The sequence below is a fragment of the Anaerofustis sp. NSJ-163 genome (assembly GCF_024135845.1).
GTDB lineage: Bacteria > Bacillota > Clostridia > Eubacteriales > Anaerofustaceae > Anaerofustis > Anaerofustis butyriciformans.
Window position 1 is genome coordinate 87,681 of record NZ_JAMYJV010000003.1, and the last position, 18,481, is coordinate 106,161.

Here is an 18,481-nt window from a genome sequence, read left to right on the forward strand (position 1 = left end):
CTGACTGTCATAGCCTGCGCTGTTTTTCTATGTAGAGCTGGTACAATCCCAAGCGTGATTTTACACCCGCTTTCTCATAGATCGCCGCGATATGCCGCTGACAGGTTCGCCGGGATATATACAGTCCATCTGCGATCTCCTGAATACTTTCCTCTGAATTGACCAGCTTGTCAAATACTTCGGTTTCCTTGGGCGTAAGGATAAACAGCTCCGACAAAAGACGGAACGCTTCCTGAGGGTCCAGGTCTGTCGTGATATCCTTGGGGGTGCCGGATGAAACCGGCATCCAGGCTGTATAAAGATAGATGACTACGCTGACGGCCACAAACAGGACCAGTGCCAGAATGATGGATGCCATGCCATTGCTGTCAGAAACAAGCAACGCTACAGAGGCGTTGGTAAGCAAAGCGGCGCTCACGTTATTCATGGCGCGCCCCATACCGGCCCACAGCGCTGGCGTGGGCATATGGCGGGCAAAATCCAGAAAGCTGGTGGTGAAGAATACCACAAAAAATCCAGCCGAAAGATAAAATACGATCAGGCCGATCAAAAACGGGCCGCCCAGCTTGAGTACTACCAAACAGATGACGGACATCAGCATGACGCAGTACATCATCATGGACATAAATTTCCGCTTTCGGATATCAAAAAGAAAGCCGGCAGAAAGGCCGCTTACCGCCAGCAAAAGCCGCGGCCATTGCCCGATGTCAGTGCCTGCTGCATGATGCATGGTGACCGCGTTGTCCAGCGTACTGAAGATACATGCCATCAGGATGACAAGCAGTGCAAGGAGTCCGCCGGCGGCGATCTTCTTTCGGGTTCCCTTCCCATCATCCTCTATGGCGGGGGACTGGAGTTCTTCCGCTTCTGCGTTTTCCTGGCGGCAAAGCCTTTCTGCCTTCAGCAACAGCGCTAACGCTACAAGGGCAAAGAGTGAAAGTATCAAGGCTTCCGCAGTTTCCAGATCCACAAGATTGTTATTTAGAAACTGCAGGAAGATCCCAAGGGCATAGGAGACACCAACCATACGCGCCAGATGGGTGCGATCCCTCGCCAGTTTGAAAAACAGGTAGTGGGCCGCGCTTCCCAATATCCCCAGAAACAGGAACAATGTCATTCCGGAGAGCAGAGTGGACGAATAAGAAACATGTTTTTGAACCAAAAAATTGCATACTGCCGCTGCTAGTGCAAGGATAAAAAGTCCAACGATTTGTACCCGCCTTTTCAAAAAGCGATGAAACAGCGGATAGAGCAAAAAACCGACAGCGCTTATTCCTAACGCGTAGTTTTGCGCAATCACCGGTTTTTCATCCCCTGCCGTAAGCGAGATCATATTCACATATAGGTACTCGGCGCCAAGAAATAGAAAAGTAAAAATACCAAGCAGCAGAATCGCATAAATGGATTTTGGATTTGTGAAGCTTTTCTTTATTATTATCATACGTCCCATTCCACCCCCTTTCTCCGCAATGGTACAATTATAGATTATTATACTATAAACGTCATGGATTTTCAACGATTTCGGTCGGTTAGAGACTTTTTTTCGCTGACGTTTTTGCGGAATATACAATCCTTCCTGTTTGACCTAAACCAGGGATTCTCCTGGATAAAACCGTATATTTTTGGAGCTACGTTCCGCATCCGGGAACTACCGGTTTTTTGCGCCCGCACATGCCATTTTACCGCAGCCACACGGTGCAGCCGCGGTAAACAAGGAAATATCCTGAATGAGAGAAGCTGTCTAGTAGGTGATATTGTGGACGTAAAAATAAATCAGCAGGGCACCCAGCCCAGCGCCGCTTATCAGGCTTGCCCACGTCCAGAATAAAGACAGCAGAAGCCCCAGGAAAATAAACACGCAGAACACCACGACAAAAGCGTCTCTCTGGAAGAGCATGATGAATTTGATACAGGCGATCACAACCCCTGCCATCATAACGAGAGCCCCAAGAAGAGCCAGAACAAAAACGTACACCCCCGCCATCTGGAGAATTGAGATCAAGATATTAAAGCCAAGACCTATCCCCGCGATCAGGCTGCCTACTTTGATGAGGCTGTCACGGGTAGCGCTGAACGCGCCAAAGAAATAGGTTGCGATTAACCCGTTGGAGCCAATGAGCAGCATGTTTACAATAATGACCCATTCTGCGCTTATGTAGTACGATGTGGAAACTGCCAAGCTAATAATGGCGGTGAGGGCAGTGAGGAACCCACCGATGGCGCCAATGAGATGGTACGGCCTGAACCTTGCATACATACGATATATCCTCTTTCTGATCCTGCGTTCCGAAAAGGCCAGCTGAAGCTTTTTAGACATTCTGTGTCCTGGCCGGTCTTCCATCATGTGAACTTTTAGTTTTTTATCATAGCAGGAAGCTGGTGTTTCTAACAGGCCGCTTTAGCGCCAAACTAAAAAAACACTGTGGCGCACCTGCGCCATTTTGAGAAACGAAGCTTTGAGCGGAAAATTGAGGCCATCCACCCTGTACAGAGTATAATACCTCTTAAGTTTACAGGACGTAGCAGGCCGCCTGTCATGATCGGCAATCCCTTTTGCACAATCAAGGTGTTTTGGAATTTTCACACAAAAAATAGATTGGCGCAGGTGCGCCATGCGTTTTTTGATAAATTGGCGCGAAAGCAGCCTGCACAGATCCTTAAAAAACGATACAGTAAAACCATAAAAGGACAAAAAAAGAGTTTGGATCGACTTTGGCGTTACAGTCCGAGCAGCAAAGCGATTCATGAGACCAGGACAGAAGAAAGGAGGCACGAATGAAAAAAAAGAGGGGCAGCGGCACTTCTGGCAGCCATCTGTTTGCTGGCGGGGTGTGCAGCATCAGATCCTGCGCTTCCAGCAGAGACTCCGACCCCGACAGAGACTTCGTCCCCGGCATACCAAGGGGACTCCCTTTTTGCTTACTGCACCGAAAAGCAGCGGGAGCTTTTGGAGCTGCCCCATGAGGAACTGCCGGTGGAACTGATCTTTCACCATTGGACAGAGACGGCGGCGGACTACGAGACAAGGGACGAAACGATGATCGCCGGGGTCTTGCAGGCACTGCGGGATGTGTCGGTGGAATCCGAGTCACCCATCGTCCCTACAGATACCCGGGGGCTTACATTTGTGACGGCGCAAGGGGATACCTACAGTTTCTGGTTTGATAAACGCCGGTTCGAAGGGGTGGATGGCAGGTGCTATGTCCTTTCCGGAGATGAAAAGCTTTGGGAACTGGTGTGGGGGATTCGGGCGACAGACCCAGACTATCAGGATCTAATGAGATAAGCGGTATTTCCCCATGATTTCCACGAAAAATGCGGATTGGCGCAGGTGCGCCACATAATTTTTGGGAAATTGGCGCTAAAGCGACCTGCACAAATCCCGAAAAAGGCGCTACAGTAAGTATTATTTGACAAGGAGGAGAAACCAAATGCAAGCAAAAAAGAAAAAGAAACTGACGGCGTTGCTGCTTTCCCTGTGCATGGTGTTGGGAATGCTGCCCATGACCGTGTTTGCGGCGGGAGGCACCACAACCAGTGGTCTGACCTATGAAGACAACGGCGACAGTGTGACCATAACGGGCTCCGCATGGGGGAGCGCAAATCGCACAATCGGGTTCAAAATAAACGGCAAGCCGGTCACTGCTATCGGTAAGAGGGCGTTCTCTCATAATAATACCTTGACGAGCGTAGCGATTCTAGACAGCGTAACCTCTATCGGAGAATTTGCCTTCTACAATTGCAAAAGCCTGAGCAGCGTGACCTTTACGGGTAATACGGCCCCCGAGCTGGAGGCAGATAACGTATTCGACGAGTGCGCCGCCCTCACCGCCATTCATGTGCCTTGCGGAGCTGACGGCTACACGGCGGCAAACGGCTGGCCTGAGGATAAGGTGCAATACGAGCATGTCTGGGCGGAAGACTGGACCAGCGACGGCACACATCACTGGAAAGCCTGCACGGCAGAGGGCTGCGCCGAAAAAGACCAGTACGGAGTGCATCAGATAGCAAACGGGGTTTGTACGGTGTGCAAGGCTGAAGTAGAAACATCCGGGGTACAGACGTATGCGGTAAAGGTGAACGGCATCACCGTCACCAGCGCCAACGCCAGCGACATTCTGGGTGATGCCGACGGTGACGGCGCCACGGCGTACTATGATCCGGCGGCCAACACCTTGACACTGGATAACGCCCAGCTGACATCCAGCGGCTTCGGCGCTGTATGGGCGCAGGAAGAGAACTTTACCCTTGTGCTGAAAGGTGAGAATCAGATTACCGGAGAAGGGGACTTCCCTCACTCCGCGGTTTATTCCCACGGGGCTATGACGGTCAAAGGAAACGGAAGCCTGACCACCAGCGGCACCTATTTCGGTCTGTTTGGCAACAATACCATTACCATTGAAGACGGGGCGTCTGTAGATCTTACCGTTGACTTTTCCAGCGACGAGCAGGATCAGCCATATGCCGCAGTCAGAGCAATCGGCGGACTGACGGTGGACGGCGCGACGCTGAATGCGAAGAACAATGCAACTCAGGATGCCAGTTTCGGCACTCCGGGCATTAATACTGACCTTACGGCGATTAACGGAGCGAAGGTGAATATTTCTTCCGTAAACGATCACGGCATCTGCGGTGATGTCATCGTCAGCGGAGCCGGAACCGTAGTAAATGCCTCTTCTGCAAGCGGCGAGCACTATGGTATCTTTGCTGGCCAGGAAGATATCTTTGGTGCATTGGGCGGCGATCAGAAGGGGATCTTCACCATCTCCGACGGAGCGGTTGTCACTGCCAGCGGCGGAAAGGGCGCCATGCGCTGGAAACCTGACTTATCTGGCTACACCGATCCTGTTGTAGCGGCCGGTGATTCTGCTGCGGCTGAGGAAATTATTGGCGATCCTGCCGGCACAGAGTATCAGAACGAAAAATATGTGCAGGTTCGTTCCTCTTTGGAGCCGGTTGAACCCACTGAGCCAACGGATCCTACTGACCCGACCACTCCTACCGACCCGACTGAGCCAACCGATCCAGCCAAGCCAGAACAGCAGGGCAAGCCTTCTGGGCAAACAGAAAGCCCACAGACCGGGGACAGCAGCGATATGGCGCTGTGGATCGGCCTGATGCTGGCTTCCTGCGGCGGCGTGCTGGGAATGCTGTTCTACAGGCGGAAAAAGGCGGCGGCCGAGAAATAAGACTGAGAGATAAAACAAAACCGGCAAAAGCGCCTGCGGGCGGGCTTCGTGCAAAAACCACAGCCCGCCCCGGCGCAGCCGGTATCTTTTTCAAGAAGGGATATCCCTTCTATCCTTTGGTATGCACCAAAGGATAAGTGACTCTGTTTGACAAGAAGGTATTCACCGGCTGGTACAGGGATAAAGCCTGCACCGCCGGCCCGGTAACAGGGCTTAAAATCCTTGAAGAGCTGAAAGAGCGCCCTGTCAGGGAAGCGCCCTATGCGCCGATGGATCTCTACGCCAAATGGGAGACGCAGGAAAGCTGAAAACGCAGAAGGGATATCCCTCCTTTATGCTTTGGTGAATACCAAAGCATAAAGAACTTTAACTGCGGCAAAGAAGGTTATTCGTTCCGCCCTGGCTGCCTGAACCGACGCACCGGGGAACGGATGGCATAGAAATATAGAGAAAAAGGCGGTGATACCCTAAAGAGAATCATCAAACCGTTTATTCACATGAATTTTATCTTGAAAGGAGAAAAATCAATCATGAAACTAAAGCGCAAACTTCTTGCAGGACTGCTGACGCTTTGTATGGCTGTTGGAATGGCTGTGCCGGCGTTTGCGGCGAACGGCCCCTCGTCCGGGGACTACAGTTCTGCATACCTCAGGCTCGGTAATTCGGAGGATGGGTATCAGACGCTCTTTGCCAACAGCGGCCAGATTGACGATGTATCAGGTGCTGTTTATGATAAGGCGAGCAACACCGTTACTCTGACCAACTACAACAACCCGACCAATATCCTTGTCGCCAACGAGATGGGCGACGATTTGAAGCTTAATCTGGTGGGAGACAACCATATCTCCGAACTGGTTGTATACGGCTTCGGCTGGGGCGGCAATCTGGAAATTACCGGAGACGGCTCCCTGACCATCAATGAAAACAAAACATCTCAGACTGCGGCGATCCGCTTTATGGCTGAGGGAACACAGGGTCTGCTCAAGGTCGGCTCAAACGCTTCTGTGACAGCGTATAAGAGCGCAGGTGAAAACACTTATTCTGCGGCCTTTTTATCTACTACCTCCTCAACCCTTCCCTTCCAAGGCAATCTGGAAGCAGCCCTTACCATGACCCCTGACTCCGGCGTGGAAGGCGAATATGCAGTGGGTGCAACTGTTATTTATGAAGATGAAGAAAGTTATGCTAACAGAACATGGCAGCTTGCCACAAAGGACAATGACGGCAAACTCTACGGCATTTACTTCTTCGAGGCTAATGAGTATTCAGAGGGTCAAACTGATGTGTTTGAGCTTGTAAAGGTTGACGGACTTGCCAGTGGAAATGAATATCTCGCGGTAGCTGTCAGCAAAACCGCCGGCGTAGCATGGCCCGAGGGCTATACTAAGGACCCCGAGGGAAAAACCGTTGACGCAAAAATTTCAAATACAATGAACATGACCTTACTTCAAAAAGACGGCGAAACCTTCTATTGGGGTCCGGATAAGATTGAATATCCTCCTGAAGGCGGAGTAGGAACATCTTGGTATTCCGTTTACAAGGGACTTACCGACAAGATGGAGATTGTGGATCATTGGGGCGATAAAAAAGAAGCTGTAATTGCAGCTCCTGTTGAGGGTATGAGAAATCTTACCACGGATCATAAGGCAATCCCCGAGGGCTACAGCCAGGTTATGAAAAAAACAGGTACATTCGATTACTTCTGCACCAACGATGTAATCAAGTCAGTGCCCGTTAAAGACCCGGTAGAGCCGACTCCGACGCCCGGTGATGAAGGAAAAATTAAGGATCTGACCAATTCCGATACCGGGGTTTCCATCTCCCTGACCAACGGCGTACCCGAGGGTGCTAAACTTTATGCCGACACTATGGCAACAGAAAGCGTTTTGGAAAGCAACCCCGAATTAAAAGAGGAGCTTCCCGGCTTACTTACTGTTTACCAAATCACCGTTAAAGATGCCGACGGCAAGACCGTTGAGGTTAAGAATAACCCTATGACGGTTAAAATCCCGATGACTGAACAGCTTAAGGGCTACAAATACTATCAGGCGGTATATCTGGGAGACCCGCTGGAACGCTTTGATGCAGTGGTGGAAGGTGACTTCCTGGTATTTGAGACTACCCATCTGAGCCAGTATGCTATCCTTGGCTCCAACACACCGTTTGAAACCAGCGAAAAGCCCACCGACCCCACTACTCCTACAGACCCTACAGACCCGACTGACCCAGCCAAGCCCGAACAGCCTGGCAAGCCTTCTGAGAAAACAGAAAGACCCCAGACCGGCGATAACAGCAATATGTTCCTGTGGGTCGCTCTGCTGTTTGCCAGCGGTGGTGTTCTGACCGTGTTGGGTGTTACAGACAAGAGAAAAAAGAAAGGGATCACTAAATAACATTGACAAACCCGAAATAGCATTATGATAAGCGGGCAGTGACCGAAAGACTGTCACTGCCCGTTTTCAAAAAACTCGATGTGAATATATGCTGGAAGTGAACATTTCTCGCTTTCGCAAAAAGCAGTCACGCAAACTGATTGAAAATTGAAAGGTTAAAGATAAAGGTCGGTGACGGTAAATATGTCTCCTGAAAAAAGAATAGACAACCGGAGTCACTCTCCAGCATGATTTTAAGACGCTCAGCAAGAAATTACTTGCTGAGCGTTTTTCTTTACTCTCTCGACAAAATGCCGTTCCTTTCAGCGCGAAAACAGGCAGTTCGCCAAAAAATTTACTTAAAGGCATTAGAAATCCGAAAATGCCGTCGTTCTTATTTTATAGAAAACCATCTTGAACAGGAGGTGAACCCGATGTACCTTGCGTCGTTGCTTGAAAACATAAAATATGGGATTTTGCCGTAAGAAACGGCGTTTCCGCCGTCCTTCGGTGACAAGGTAGGAAATGAGAAATAACACAGGAAAGATACAGGTGTTGAAATAGCAAAGACTGTCTTTGCGCAGACACACAGACACCTATATTTTTTTGACCTTCCCGGTCGACAGAATTCAAAACAATATCCGAGAAGCGCCAATAAAAGCACCGAAAAAACGGGAATTTTACTTGGCTTGACTTTTTGCGGCCTTTACGCCTTAAAACAGCGGCAATCCGGCAGCTCTGTCGGCTGCCGCAGCCCTCCGTATCAATCGTTTTTGAAACCAACCAAAAACGATTGAACGGAGGCACATAACCTTGAAAAAACAACCCAAAGCGGTTTATATCATAGAAAACGGCGGGTACACGGAATTGACCTATGAGGAATTCTGTCGCCGTGAGCAAATCTGCCCGTTATATGCGGACAAGCTGTTCCTGCCTCTCTACGGCAGGCTTATGGAGGTATCCAAAGAGGATTACGCAGAATTCTACCGAGCAAAGCGTCGACAGAAATATCTGGACGAACGCTCTGCGGACAACGGCGACTTCTCTTACGATATGCTGACCACCGATGAATTCAGCGGCGAGGACATCCTCATCGCCGAGCAGCCGGATGTATGCGACGCCGTAGTGGAAAGCATTATGACGGACAAGCTCAGGAAAGCCATCCTCAAGCTGACCGATTAGGAACAGCTCCTCATCTACCGCCATTATTACGCCGATATTTCAGGCACCGACCTTGCCGAAATTTACGGCGTATCACAACAGGCAATCAGCAAGCGGATCGCAAAAATCAGAGCAAAGCTCAAAAATCTTTTAGAAAATTAAAAAACTTGGTTGTAGCCCCCTCAACTTTTCGGCATGGAAAGTGAGGGGGCTTTCTCTATAGCCTCCGCCCGTTCTTTGAAAACCGAATAGTACAGCGCATCCTTTACCTTCCTTCTGCCGTCGGCGAAGCCGATAAGCCACACGACCTTTTGAGTCGGACGGTGCGGCGCATCCGCACCGAAGGCCATGAAAAGCAGAAGCAATAATGATACTTGCGTCCAGTCACAGGCCGAGCGTTGAAGCGGTATGAACAAAATGCCGTGAGCCGTCGCAGCCAATGAGGGCGCCTCGCAGAGATCCTGGGAGTGGTGGGATTCCAATGAGGTCAAATGCATGACCGGAGGATGTGTTCCCTTGTTCGGGGCGTCGTGGACGAATACGGACAGAACCAAGAACGATTGATACAAAACACAAGGCGGTCGTTTGCCCAAAAGCACTCGGCCGCCTTTTACTTAAACGGAGGCTAACTATGAAAGAGATTAAACGAGGCGAAATCTATTCCGCCGACTTCGGCGTAGGCTTCGGCAGTGAGCAAGGCGGCGTTCGTCCGGTTTTGATTTTGCAGAATAATACTGGCAACAAGCACAGCCCCACCACCATCGTGGCGGCGATCACAGGCAGAAAGACAAAAGCGGCTCTGCCCACCCATGTAGCGATAATAACAAGCGGTCTCAAGACCGAATCCACCGTCCTGCTCGAACAGATCCGAACGATAGACAAAGCGAGGCTCGGCGAGTATATCGGCAGGCTCGACAGCAAGACCCTCGCCACCGTTGACCGTGCCATTGTAGTGAGCCTCGGTATTAAATATTTGGAGGGGCTGCTCAATGGATAAAAGAACCGACATCAACACTGCATCATTCGCTTACAGCGTGAGCCTTTTACGAATAAGAATCAGCGGCTACCCGCCAGGAGCAGGAACAAAAAGACAGTCTATACATACCGCAGTCCTCCATGGGATTGCGGTATTTTTTTGTTCGACATTTTTTACCACTTTTCATCATTACTTTATTTCGTATGACGATTTTTGTCATGCGTGTGCATCTGCTTTCATGCAGGTGCTTTTTTTATTTGTCGGAAAATGTCGTGTTGTAATATACACCAGTTTGATTGAGCCTTCCTGCAGAAGCCCTCCATTCTTCTGAATTTTCTTAAAAGTTCAGAAGAATGGAGGCAGACAGCTTGAAAGCTGATAACAAGAAAATATGGATTCGTGGTCAATTTGTAGAAGTCACGGATGAGGTATATGCAGCCTATATGAAAGGCGATAGAAAAATAAGATATTTTGAAAATGATTTGAAAACAGGACGGACGGTTAAAGATAAGGATGGAAATATAAAACAAACCCTTCCAAGCCGAGAAGATTCTTTGGACAGGCTTATGGAAGATAACGCACAGCAGTTTCTTGATAGCCATGAGAGCGTGGAGGATATTGTAATTCAAAAAATTTCTGCTGAAAAATTACATATGGCGCTCTTAAGGTTGCCAAAGAAGGATCAGGAATTGATTTATGCGTTGTTCTATGAAGAAAAAACGGAACGAGTATATGCAGAGCAAATAGGCGTTTCTCCAAGCACTGTTCATAGAAGAAGAGAAAAGATTATAAAAAAATTGAAAAACTATTTGAAATAGCGGAGCAGACCTCTCACTTAACGGCAAATAAAGTGAGAGGTCTTTTTATGGTCGCTTAGGACCTTGAAAAGTTCATACCCATTCATCAAGTACGTTCCTGTTGCTATCGTGATGAGCGTAAGCCACGTTAGCGGGTACGCCATGATCCGGACGGGTAAAGGCAGCGAAATCCCACATATTTAGAAGAATCGGTTTGCGGCTGTTTTATCTGTCCGGGGAGCGGAAAATACCCGGCTATAACTATCAGATTGCTACTGATAAGGCGATAACAGGCAACAGGTATCATGATACTCCTGTCCGGTCATAAAGTCGAGCATATAGGGGCCCCCGGAAAGAAGGATTCTTTTCGGGGAAGACGAGGAGCTATGCAGCGATGGAGCCTTGCCGCCTGCGGCGAGGCGAGCATAGCGGAATCAGCTCTGAGGATGTCGCAACAAGTGAGGGCAGCTTTGGGAGAACCTCAGAGGGGCATAGGCCCGTGGAGCTGATTCGCAATCAGCCGCTTGATGATTTCCCCGCATGAAATACATGCGATAACAGCCGGGGCGTCGAGGACAAATAGGCTGAAACAGGCAATTATGGTAGCCGGATACAAAGAAATGTTTTGCGTCCGGCTGATACATACCCACTGTGAATAATGGTTTCAAAAGAGCGGAGGGAGAGCCATACGGAACAAAGAAAGTTCTAAGGCGTACAGAGGAAGGAGATATGATTGTGGAAGAACAAGAAGTGCGGCGTGGAGAGATTTATCACGCAGATCTGAATCCTGTTTTCGGGAGTGAGCAGGGCGGATACCGTCCTGTGCTGATCATCCAGAACAACCGGGGAAATCGGCATAGTCCAACGGTCATTGTTGCAGCTATCACGAGCAGACCAAAGACAAAACTGCCGACACATGTACCGATTAATGGAATCAAAGGACTTGAGAAAGAGTCTTTTGTCCTATTGGAGCAGATCCGGACACTGGATAAAGGACGTCTGGATGATTTTGTTGGCAGGCTGAACCGGGAGCAGATGATAAAAGTGGATAAGGCACTGCGTACCAGCATGGAGATCAAAAAACTGGATAAACCGATTTTAATGTGCTTATGCCCGGTGTGTGCAAAGCCATTTTACAATTCAAAGGAACACTTTATCATTCGGGCAGATCAGGAACAGACAATAAAGGAAACATGTATGTTCTGTAATGTACGACAGGGATACGATTATTTAATAAGGAAGAAATATTATTGAATGAAGCTGATTTGATGAACATGGATCAGTTTTATTTGGGTGTGTCAAGTCTGCGATAGAAAATATCGCACATTTCACTTATTCATTGATGTGCGATATAGTAGGCGCAGGACGTCTGGAAAGAAGGAATGATCATGGAAAATACATTATTTGTAACTGCAGAAATCGTGGCAAAGGATCTAGGAGTGTCAAAACCCTTTGCTTACAAATTAGTTCGTCAGATGAATGATGAGTTGAATGCGAAAGGATACCTTACTGTGGCCGGCCGGGTGAGTAGGAAGTATTATGAAGAGCGATTTTATGGATTGAAAGAAGGTTAAGTGATGGCAGCATACAAAGATACGGAGAGAAATACATGGTATGTGGCATTTTATTACCGGGACTGGCAAGGTAATAATAAGAAAAAGAAGAAAAGAGGATTTAAGACCAAAAGGGAGGCTCTGGACTGGGAAAAAACATTCCGGCAGAAACAAGAAGCTTCTCTGGATATGCTATTTAAAGATTTTGTGGAAGTCTATGCGGAGGATATGAAACCCCGGTTAAAGTATAACACATGGCTTACCAAAGAGCATATCATCAAGACAAAATTACTGCCTTATTTCGGTAATAAGAAAATGAATGAAATCAAAGCGGCAGACGTGGTGCGGTGGCAGAATGAAATGATGTCATTCCGTGATGAAGATGGAAATGGATATTCAAAAGTATATCTGAAAACCTTACAGTCACAGTTGAGCGCTATATTCAATCACGGGATCAGGCTATATGAACTGAAAGAAAACCCGGTCAGAAAGGCTGGAAGTATGGGTGGAGAGAGGAGAAAAGAAATGTTGGTTTGGACGAAGGAAGAATATAAGAAATTTTCAGAGGCAATTATTGATAAACCGCAGGCATATTACGCATTTGAAGTTCTGTTCTGGACTGGCTTGAGAGTGGGAGAACTTCTTGCTTTGACACCTGCAGATATAGATTTTTCTGCTAAAACTATTTCTGTTACGAAATCTTATCAGAGAATAAAGGGAGAAGATTATATTACTGATCCTAAGACAGAGAAAAGTAACCGTACCGTATCCATTCCGGATTTTCTTTGTGAGGAACTTCAAGAATATCTGGCTATGCTGTATGGATTTAAAGATGATGACCGGATGTTCCAGATCACATAAAGTTTTCTTCATCATGAGATGATTCGGGGATCAGAAAAGGCGGGAGTAAAGAGAATCAGAATCCATGATATTCGGCATTCCCATGTTTCTATGCTGATTGATATGGGATTTTCAGCGGTGGATATTGCCGGGAGAATGGGGCATGAAAGTATTGATATTACATTGCACTATGCTCATATGTTCCCGTCCGCACAGAAGGATATGGCTGAAAAACTGAATATGGAAAGGGTAGGGTGAAGAGTATGTATAAAAGACCAAGGCAAAAAGCACAGCCAAAGAAAAAGAAAGATGAACATAATCGGAAAAGAGATATAATCGTTAATTTTCGTATGTCTCCAGAGGAACGGGCAGAATTGGAACAGAGAATTTTAATAAGTGGGAAGAAAAAACAGGATTACATGATCCAGAGCAGTCTGGAACAAAAACTGGAGATCGTGGCCAATAGGAAGATGTTAATGGATATTCAGCATAGAATGGATGAGATTGAGACAGAACTGAAAAGAGTTGTATCCGCAGACGCAGTGGATATGGAAAAGCTGGCCGGACTGAAATCGCTAATTGAGTTGTTCCGGGCGGTAGAGGAATAAGAGAGTGACCGTATTGTGCAGAGGCATGGTACGGTCATTCTTTGGTGTGAAGGATACATAGAACAGTTATAAAAGGCTGTTGTAATGTGGATTTAGTATGTTATACTGAATGAAAGGTGCAGGCTCACTCGCTGAGGAAATTGTAATGGTCGGTTCGGGCATTCTATCTTAAAAATAATCATGAATCATTACCTTTAGTGAGAAATTTGCAAGAGGATTTTTTCTCGAATTGGCTTACGCTTTGTAAGCCAATATCAGAAATAATACACAGTGCGTAATGGCTTGAATGAGATATGAAAAATGAATTAGAAAAGCAAATAATTTCATCCTAAAAATGAGTAGATAAATAATAAGGGAGATTCTTTATATTATGAAAATAACAGAGTTGTTAGGAGAAGCAACAGAATATGATAAAAAGCAAGCAGTTGAAACTAAAAAACCTAAAAGCTGGCTGAAGACAGTCAGCGCATTTGCAAATGGCTCAGGAGGTATATTGGTTTTCGGCGTAGCAGATAATGATGACATTATTGGCCTTACGGATATAAAAAGCGCATCAGAGTTTGTCAGCCAGAAAATAAAAGAGAGAATTGATCCCTTGCCAGAAATTTTTATGGAATTGCATAAGGTAGATGGGGATAAGGATATATTAACAGTAAAGGTCATGGAAGGAGAAGAGACGCCTTATTATTACAAGGGAGACGGAACTATGGAGGCTTTCGTCCGGATAGGGAATGAAACCGTTACTGCAAATGCGGCTGAATTAAAAAGACTTGTACTCAGGGGAAGAAATTCATCTTACGATTCACTTATTTCATCATATAATTTCAAGGACTATTCTTTCTCTAAATTACGGGAACGTTACTATGAATGGAATAGCAGTAGCATGGAGGAGAAAAATTTTGAATCGTTTGGTATTGTCGACGGTAATGGAAAATTGACAAATGCTGGAGCTCTTTTGGCTGATAACTGTCCAATTCGCCATTCAAGGCTATTTTGTACCAGATGGAATGGGCTGGATAAAAGTGGAGGGCGGATTGACGCTTTGGACAGTGCGGAGTTTACTGGAAGTCTGATTATACTTCTGAATGAAGGATTTAGCTTCGTAAAAAGGAATATGAAAACAGCGTGGAAAAAGACAGCTAACTCAAGGATTGAATTGCCGGACTATTGTGAGAGAAGTGTTTTTGAAAGTATTGTCAATGCCCTTATTCATCGAGATTACCTGATCAATGGAAGTGAAGTTCATATAGATATATTTGATGATCGGCTTGTAGTATATTCTCCGGGTGGAATGCCGGACGGTACGAAAATCCAGGAACGGAATATTGATACTGTTCCATCACAAGGCGTAATCCGGTATTGGCAGATATATTTAGCCGACTGGGATATATGGAAAGACAGGGCAGTGGGTTGAATAAAATAAGAAATGCTTATCGGAGTGCAGAGAACTACACACCAGATAAGGAGCTGGTGTTCTATTCTGACCGGGTGGAGTTTACTGTTACATTGAAAAATCTGAATTTTTCAGCCTCAGAAAATGAAGCTAAAAGTGAGGCAAAAAATGAAGCTGAAAATTACAGACTGACAGAATTAGAAGAAAGGCTGTGTAACCTGCTTTTAGAGTATCCTGAACTGACGCAGTCGGAGATTAGAGAAAGATTGGATTTATCAAGAAGTAAGGTCCAAAGAATGATGAGGAAATTAACAGAAGATGGTATAATTATACGAGAAGGATCACGGAGAAAAGGATATTGGACGATCCATCTTTAAAGCTGATTGCTTTATAATAACGAAAGTTAAAGTTGTAGGAGGAGATCAGTATGGCCTATACTGTTAAATCTTCTGAACGTTTGCGACCATCGGCAGCGGACACGGAAACTAAAGCACTACTATATCTTATGAATTTCAGGGACGATAGCGATGAAATATTCTTCTTTGTTGTGGACTTTTTTAATGATCTGACTGGAATGAATAAGATGGGTGATAAACTATGGGATTTGCAATCTAAGAGAGATAAACAGCCATCACCGTATATTATAGGAACGGAGTTAGTGACTTTATATAAAAATTTTGTAAGCGAATTTGAGTTTGCATATTACATAATTTTTTTGGGTGGCGTTAGTAGTTCGTTAAGAATAGATGATACACTTACACGCTTTGGAATTGATAATATAAAATCAACAGCAAAACCAAAACTAATAAATGGACTCAGAGATGAATGTAAGAAAAAGACATATATAGACGATAATGATATAGATGATACGAAGATTGATCAATTTCTCAAAAAGGTTTATTTTGTTATTGATGATCAGAGCAAAAGCGAATATGTAAAGAAGATTATAAAACTGAATCCAACCATTATTCCATCAGAAGATACATTAGTCGCTATTTTTAATGAAATTCGAGATGCTCAGTCGGGAAAGAAAAATGCAAGTGTTGTTGAGGGCGTGACATTAGTTGCACCTGATGAGGCATTAAATTATGGTAGGCACCTAACTACTACAGAAATCCGGTTATTGGTTTTGAATCGAATTTTAAACCAGGACGTTATAGGCGCTAAAGTGCCTCATTCTTTTATAGATATTTATGTTCAATTTCCAGAGGAAAAAAGAAAAAACTTATTGGAAGACTGCCAGCTAGATTTATCAAGGGCGCTTTTTAATACAAACTGCCAAGAAGATTTTTGGAAATTATTTGAAAATATATATCAAACGATTTTAGAAAATCCTACGGATAAAGTTGAAGAACTGTATAGGAAATTAGATAAGCTAATCATTGGGCGTTGCTTAGATTTTGATGTACTATCACTTAAATATTTTGTTTCAGTTATAAAGGATGGTATTAGTCTATGATTATAAGAGCTGTATACATTGGGAATTCTGAAGAAGCATATATAAATAAGGAATTTAAAGAAGGCTTGAACATTATTTCTAGTGATGACAATAATAAAGGAAAAACTATAGTTATTCAGGCAATTATGTATTGCTTGGGAAACATTCCAGCTTTCCCGTCAGCTTTTGATTATGAAAATTATTATTTCATTCTCTACATAGAACAAGATGATAAGCTAATTAAAATCTGTAGAAAGAATAAGAATTTTGTCATAAGAAAAGATGAAGAGTATACTGTCTTCGATAATACTGCTGAGTTTAAACGGTATTGGAATAAAAACATACAGAAATTACCTATTATAAAAAAAGAAAATATTTATAAAATTGTTGATCCTGAGCTGTTAGTACAAATATTTTTTGTGGGACAAGATAAAAAAGTAACATATGATATCGTAAATAAAGGATTTTATAAAAAAGAAGATTTTTATAAATTAATTTATTCGATGGCAGGTATTAATGGGGATGCAGCACCTATAGAAGATATAGAAAAGGCAAAGAAAAAAATAAAAGAACTTAAAAATGAAAGAGATATTTTATTGAAGGAAAATAAAATTTTAAAAAAGAATTTAGCACTTGAGTTTTTAAGCTCTACAAATGATAGGACTGCATTGGAGGGAATGCTAAAGGAAGTTGAAAGAATTAAGAATAAGCTGGTCAATTTGAAAAAAGAAAGAAGTAATGCAGTTTCACGAAGAACAAAAAATGAAATAGCATTGAAAGAGTTACGCTCTTTAAACAGAACAATGAAGACGGGACAAATTTCATGTATGGATTGTGGATCGACACATATAGCATATGAGAGTGCTGACTCAGAATTTTCATTTGATATTTCAACTTCAAAAATGCGTACTCAAATATTGAATTCCGTACAAGAAAAAATAGATATTTATAATGAAGAAATTACACGATTAACTAATGAAATTTCATTATGCCAAAAAGAATTGGACGCTTGTATGGAAACCGAAGATATTCCAATCGAGGCTTTATTAGTAATTAGACAGGAAATGGAAGGCGCAAGAAATGCAGATGATCGCATAAAAGAGATTGACACGGAAGTACAAGAACTTTCAGGACAGTTAGAAATGAAAAGTGCTATATCAGAAGATATAGAGAAAAAGATAAAAAATCTTTTAAATGGTATAATAAATACTATGAATGGATTTTATTCCAAAGTTGATTCGGCAGGTACAGAACCATATGCTGATATTTTTACAACGAAAGATAAAATTTATTCTGGAAGTGAAGCAACAGAATTTCATTTGGCGAGAATGTATGCATTTGGAAAAATTTTAAAACATGATTATCCCATAATTGTGGATTCTTTTAGAGCAGAAGATTTATCAACGGAACGAGAAAACAAGGTACTTAATGAATTTAAAGAATTAGATAATCAGATTATTTTTACTACAACACTAAAGGCTGAAGAAGGAGAAAAATATGCTTTTGATAGTTCTTTGAACAACATTAGCTTTAGCGGTCATGTGACTAATAAAATGCTGTCAAATGCTTATGTTGATGAATTTAGGAAAGTGGCTGAGGAGATGTTAATAACAATCAATAGTTAATATTAAAAGGAATTGTGGAACTATTATGGTACTAAAACCTGTGGGTACTCAAAATACCCCTAAAAAACAGTATAATATGGATACGAGAATTGCAAAAAATCCGTCAGAAATACCACAATCGCACAATGACTTTGGGGAGTTCGAATAAAAATACAAAGCCTAAAATCTAACAAATAGATTTAGGCTTTTTTATATGTAAAATATGAAACTTATAAACATAATAGAAAATATTTAATTATAAAATAGAATTTTAAATAAATTTTTATAAATAAAATAATTAATTATTAATATCCCATAAATATTTCAACATATTAAATATGATAAATACAAAAATTTAAGCTATTATATAAATATAAAACGTATACAGAAAAAAGTAAACGTTTGAAATATAAAATATTAATTTTACTTATAATTATAATAAAATTCAAACAATAAAAAAAGAAATGGAAAGTTACAGAATATTCTAAATTTTCTGTTGACAAATAAAATTTTTGGTATATAATAGGTTTTAATTTAAAAGAACAAATGC

Annotated in this window: 17 protein-coding genes, 1 pseudogene and 1 other annotated feature (1 of these 19 running past the window's edge); of the genes and pseudogenes, 15 read left to right on the forward strand and 3 right to left on the reverse strand. The window is 43.7% G+C overall.

Going from position 1 to position 18,481, the window contains the following annotated elements:
* Positions 1-7: 7 nt before the first annotated feature.
* Positions 8-1,450 carry a response regulator transcription factor gene (locus tag M6G78_RS03870; RefSeq protein ID WP_253229655.1) on the reverse strand — a complete coding sequence of 481 codons (1,443 nt, stop codon included), beginning with the start codon at positions 1,448-1,450 and terminating at the stop codon, positions 8-10.
* A gap of 291 nt (positions 1,451-1,741) precedes the next feature.
* Positions 1,742-2,317, reverse strand: coding sequence for a hypothetical protein (locus M6G78_RS03875; protein WP_204550137.1), 576 nt, complete (start codon positions 2,315-2,317; stop codon positions 1,742-1,744).
* 657 nt (positions 2,318-2,974) lie between these two features.
* Between M6G78_RS03875 and M6G78_RS03880 the strand changes: the two genes are divergently transcribed.
* From M6G78_RS03880 to M6G78_RS10360, 5 genes are all read left to right on the forward strand, one after another.
* On the forward strand, positions 2,975-3,286 hold the full coding sequence (locus M6G78_RS03880; RefSeq protein ID WP_253229656.1) for a hypothetical protein: 312 nt from the start codon (positions 2,975-2,977) through the stop codon (positions 3,284-3,286).
* Between the two features lie 145 nt (positions 3,287-3,431).
* Positions 3,432-5,189 (forward strand): leucine-rich repeat protein, encoded by a 1,758-nt coding sequence (locus M6G78_RS03885; RefSeq protein WP_253229657.1) that lies wholly within the window; start codon positions 3,432-3,434, stop codon positions 5,187-5,189.
* Positions 5,190-5,719: 530 nt separating this feature from the next.
* On the forward strand, positions 5,720-7,582 hold the full coding sequence (locus M6G78_RS03890) for a hypothetical protein (protein ID WP_253229658.1): 1,863 nt from the start codon (positions 5,720-5,722) through the stop codon (positions 7,580-7,582).
* Between the two features lie 792 nt (positions 7,583-8,374).
* A complete protein-coding gene (locus M6G78_RS03895) occupies positions 8,375-8,743 on the forward strand; it encodes a hypothetical protein (RefSeq protein ID WP_083582569.1) in 369 nt (122 codons plus the stop codon).
* Positions 8,744-8,755: 12 nt separating this feature from the next.
* A complete protein-coding gene (locus M6G78_RS10360) occupies positions 8,756-8,884 on the forward strand; it encodes an HTH domain-containing protein (protein ID WP_083582714.1) in 129 nt (42 codons plus the stop codon).
* A gap of 20 nt (positions 8,885-8,904) precedes the next feature.
* On the opposite strand, the gene M6G78_RS03900 is transcribed toward M6G78_RS10360, so the two are convergent.
* Positions 8,905-9,162, reverse strand: a complete 258-nt coding sequence (locus tag M6G78_RS03900; protein ID WP_226385040.1) for a hypothetical protein — start codon at positions 9,160-9,162, stop codon at positions 8,905-8,907.
* Positions 9,163-9,353: 191 nt separating this feature from the next.
* On the opposite strand from M6G78_RS03900, the gene M6G78_RS03905 reads away from it, so the two are divergent.
* From M6G78_RS03905 to M6G78_RS03950, 10 genes and pseudogenes are all read left to right on the forward strand, one after another.
* On the forward strand, positions 9,354-9,719 hold the full coding sequence (locus tag M6G78_RS03905; RefSeq protein ID WP_076779338.1) for a type II toxin-antitoxin system PemK/MazF family toxin: 366 nt from the start codon (positions 9,354-9,356) through the stop codon (positions 9,717-9,719).
* Between the two features lie 347 nt (positions 9,720-10,066).
* Positions 10,067-10,516 carry a sigma-70 family RNA polymerase sigma factor gene (locus M6G78_RS03910; protein ID WP_076779336.1) on the forward strand — a complete coding sequence of 150 codons (450 nt, stop codon included), beginning with the start codon at positions 10,067-10,069 and terminating at the stop codon, positions 10,514-10,516.
* A 714-nt stretch (positions 10,517-11,230) separates the two neighbouring features.
* A complete protein-coding gene (locus tag M6G78_RS03915; RefSeq protein ID WP_087175046.1) occupies positions 11,231-11,749 on the forward strand; it encodes a type II toxin-antitoxin system PemK/MazF family toxin in 519 nt (172 codons plus the stop codon).
* A 134-nt stretch (positions 11,750-11,883) separates the two neighbouring features.
* Positions 11,884-12,069, forward strand: a complete 186-nt coding sequence (locus M6G78_RS03920; protein ID WP_087175036.1) for a MarR family transcriptional regulator — start codon at positions 11,884-11,886, stop codon at positions 12,067-12,069.
* A gap of 3 nt (positions 12,070-12,072) precedes the next feature.
* Positions 12,073-13,146, forward strand: a pseudogene (locus M6G78_RS03925) (tyrosine-type recombinase/integrase).
* Between the two features lie 5 nt (positions 13,147-13,151).
* Complete coding sequence (locus M6G78_RS03930; protein WP_230107085.1) at positions 13,152-13,496, forward strand: hypothetical protein; 345 nt, start codon at positions 13,152-13,154, stop codon at positions 13,494-13,496.
* 370 nt (positions 13,497-13,866) lie between these two features.
* A complete protein-coding gene (locus M6G78_RS03935) occupies positions 13,867-14,910 on the forward strand; it encodes an RNA-binding domain-containing protein (RefSeq protein WP_253229659.1) in 1,044 nt (347 codons plus the stop codon).
* Positions 14,886-15,266 carry a winged helix-turn-helix transcriptional regulator gene (locus tag M6G78_RS03940; protein ID WP_253229660.1) on the forward strand — a complete coding sequence of 127 codons (381 nt, stop codon included), beginning with the start codon at positions 14,886-14,888 and terminating at the stop codon, positions 15,264-15,266. Before M6G78_RS03935 ends, M6G78_RS03940 begins: the two co-directional genes overlap by 25 nt.
* A 50-nt stretch (positions 15,267-15,316) precedes the next feature.
* Complete coding sequence (locus M6G78_RS03945; RefSeq protein WP_253229661.1) at positions 15,317-16,348, forward strand: hypothetical protein; 1,032 nt, start codon at positions 15,317-15,319, stop codon at positions 16,346-16,348.
* 125 nt (positions 16,349-16,473) lie between these two features.
* On the forward strand, positions 16,474-17,952 hold the full coding sequence (locus M6G78_RS03950) for a hypothetical protein (RefSeq protein ID WP_253229662.1): 1,479 nt from the start codon (positions 16,474-16,476) through the stop codon (positions 17,950-17,952).
* Between the two features lie 521 nt (positions 17,953-18,473).
* Positions 18,474-18,481, forward strand: a binding site (T-box leader); it runs 274 nt beyond the window's last position.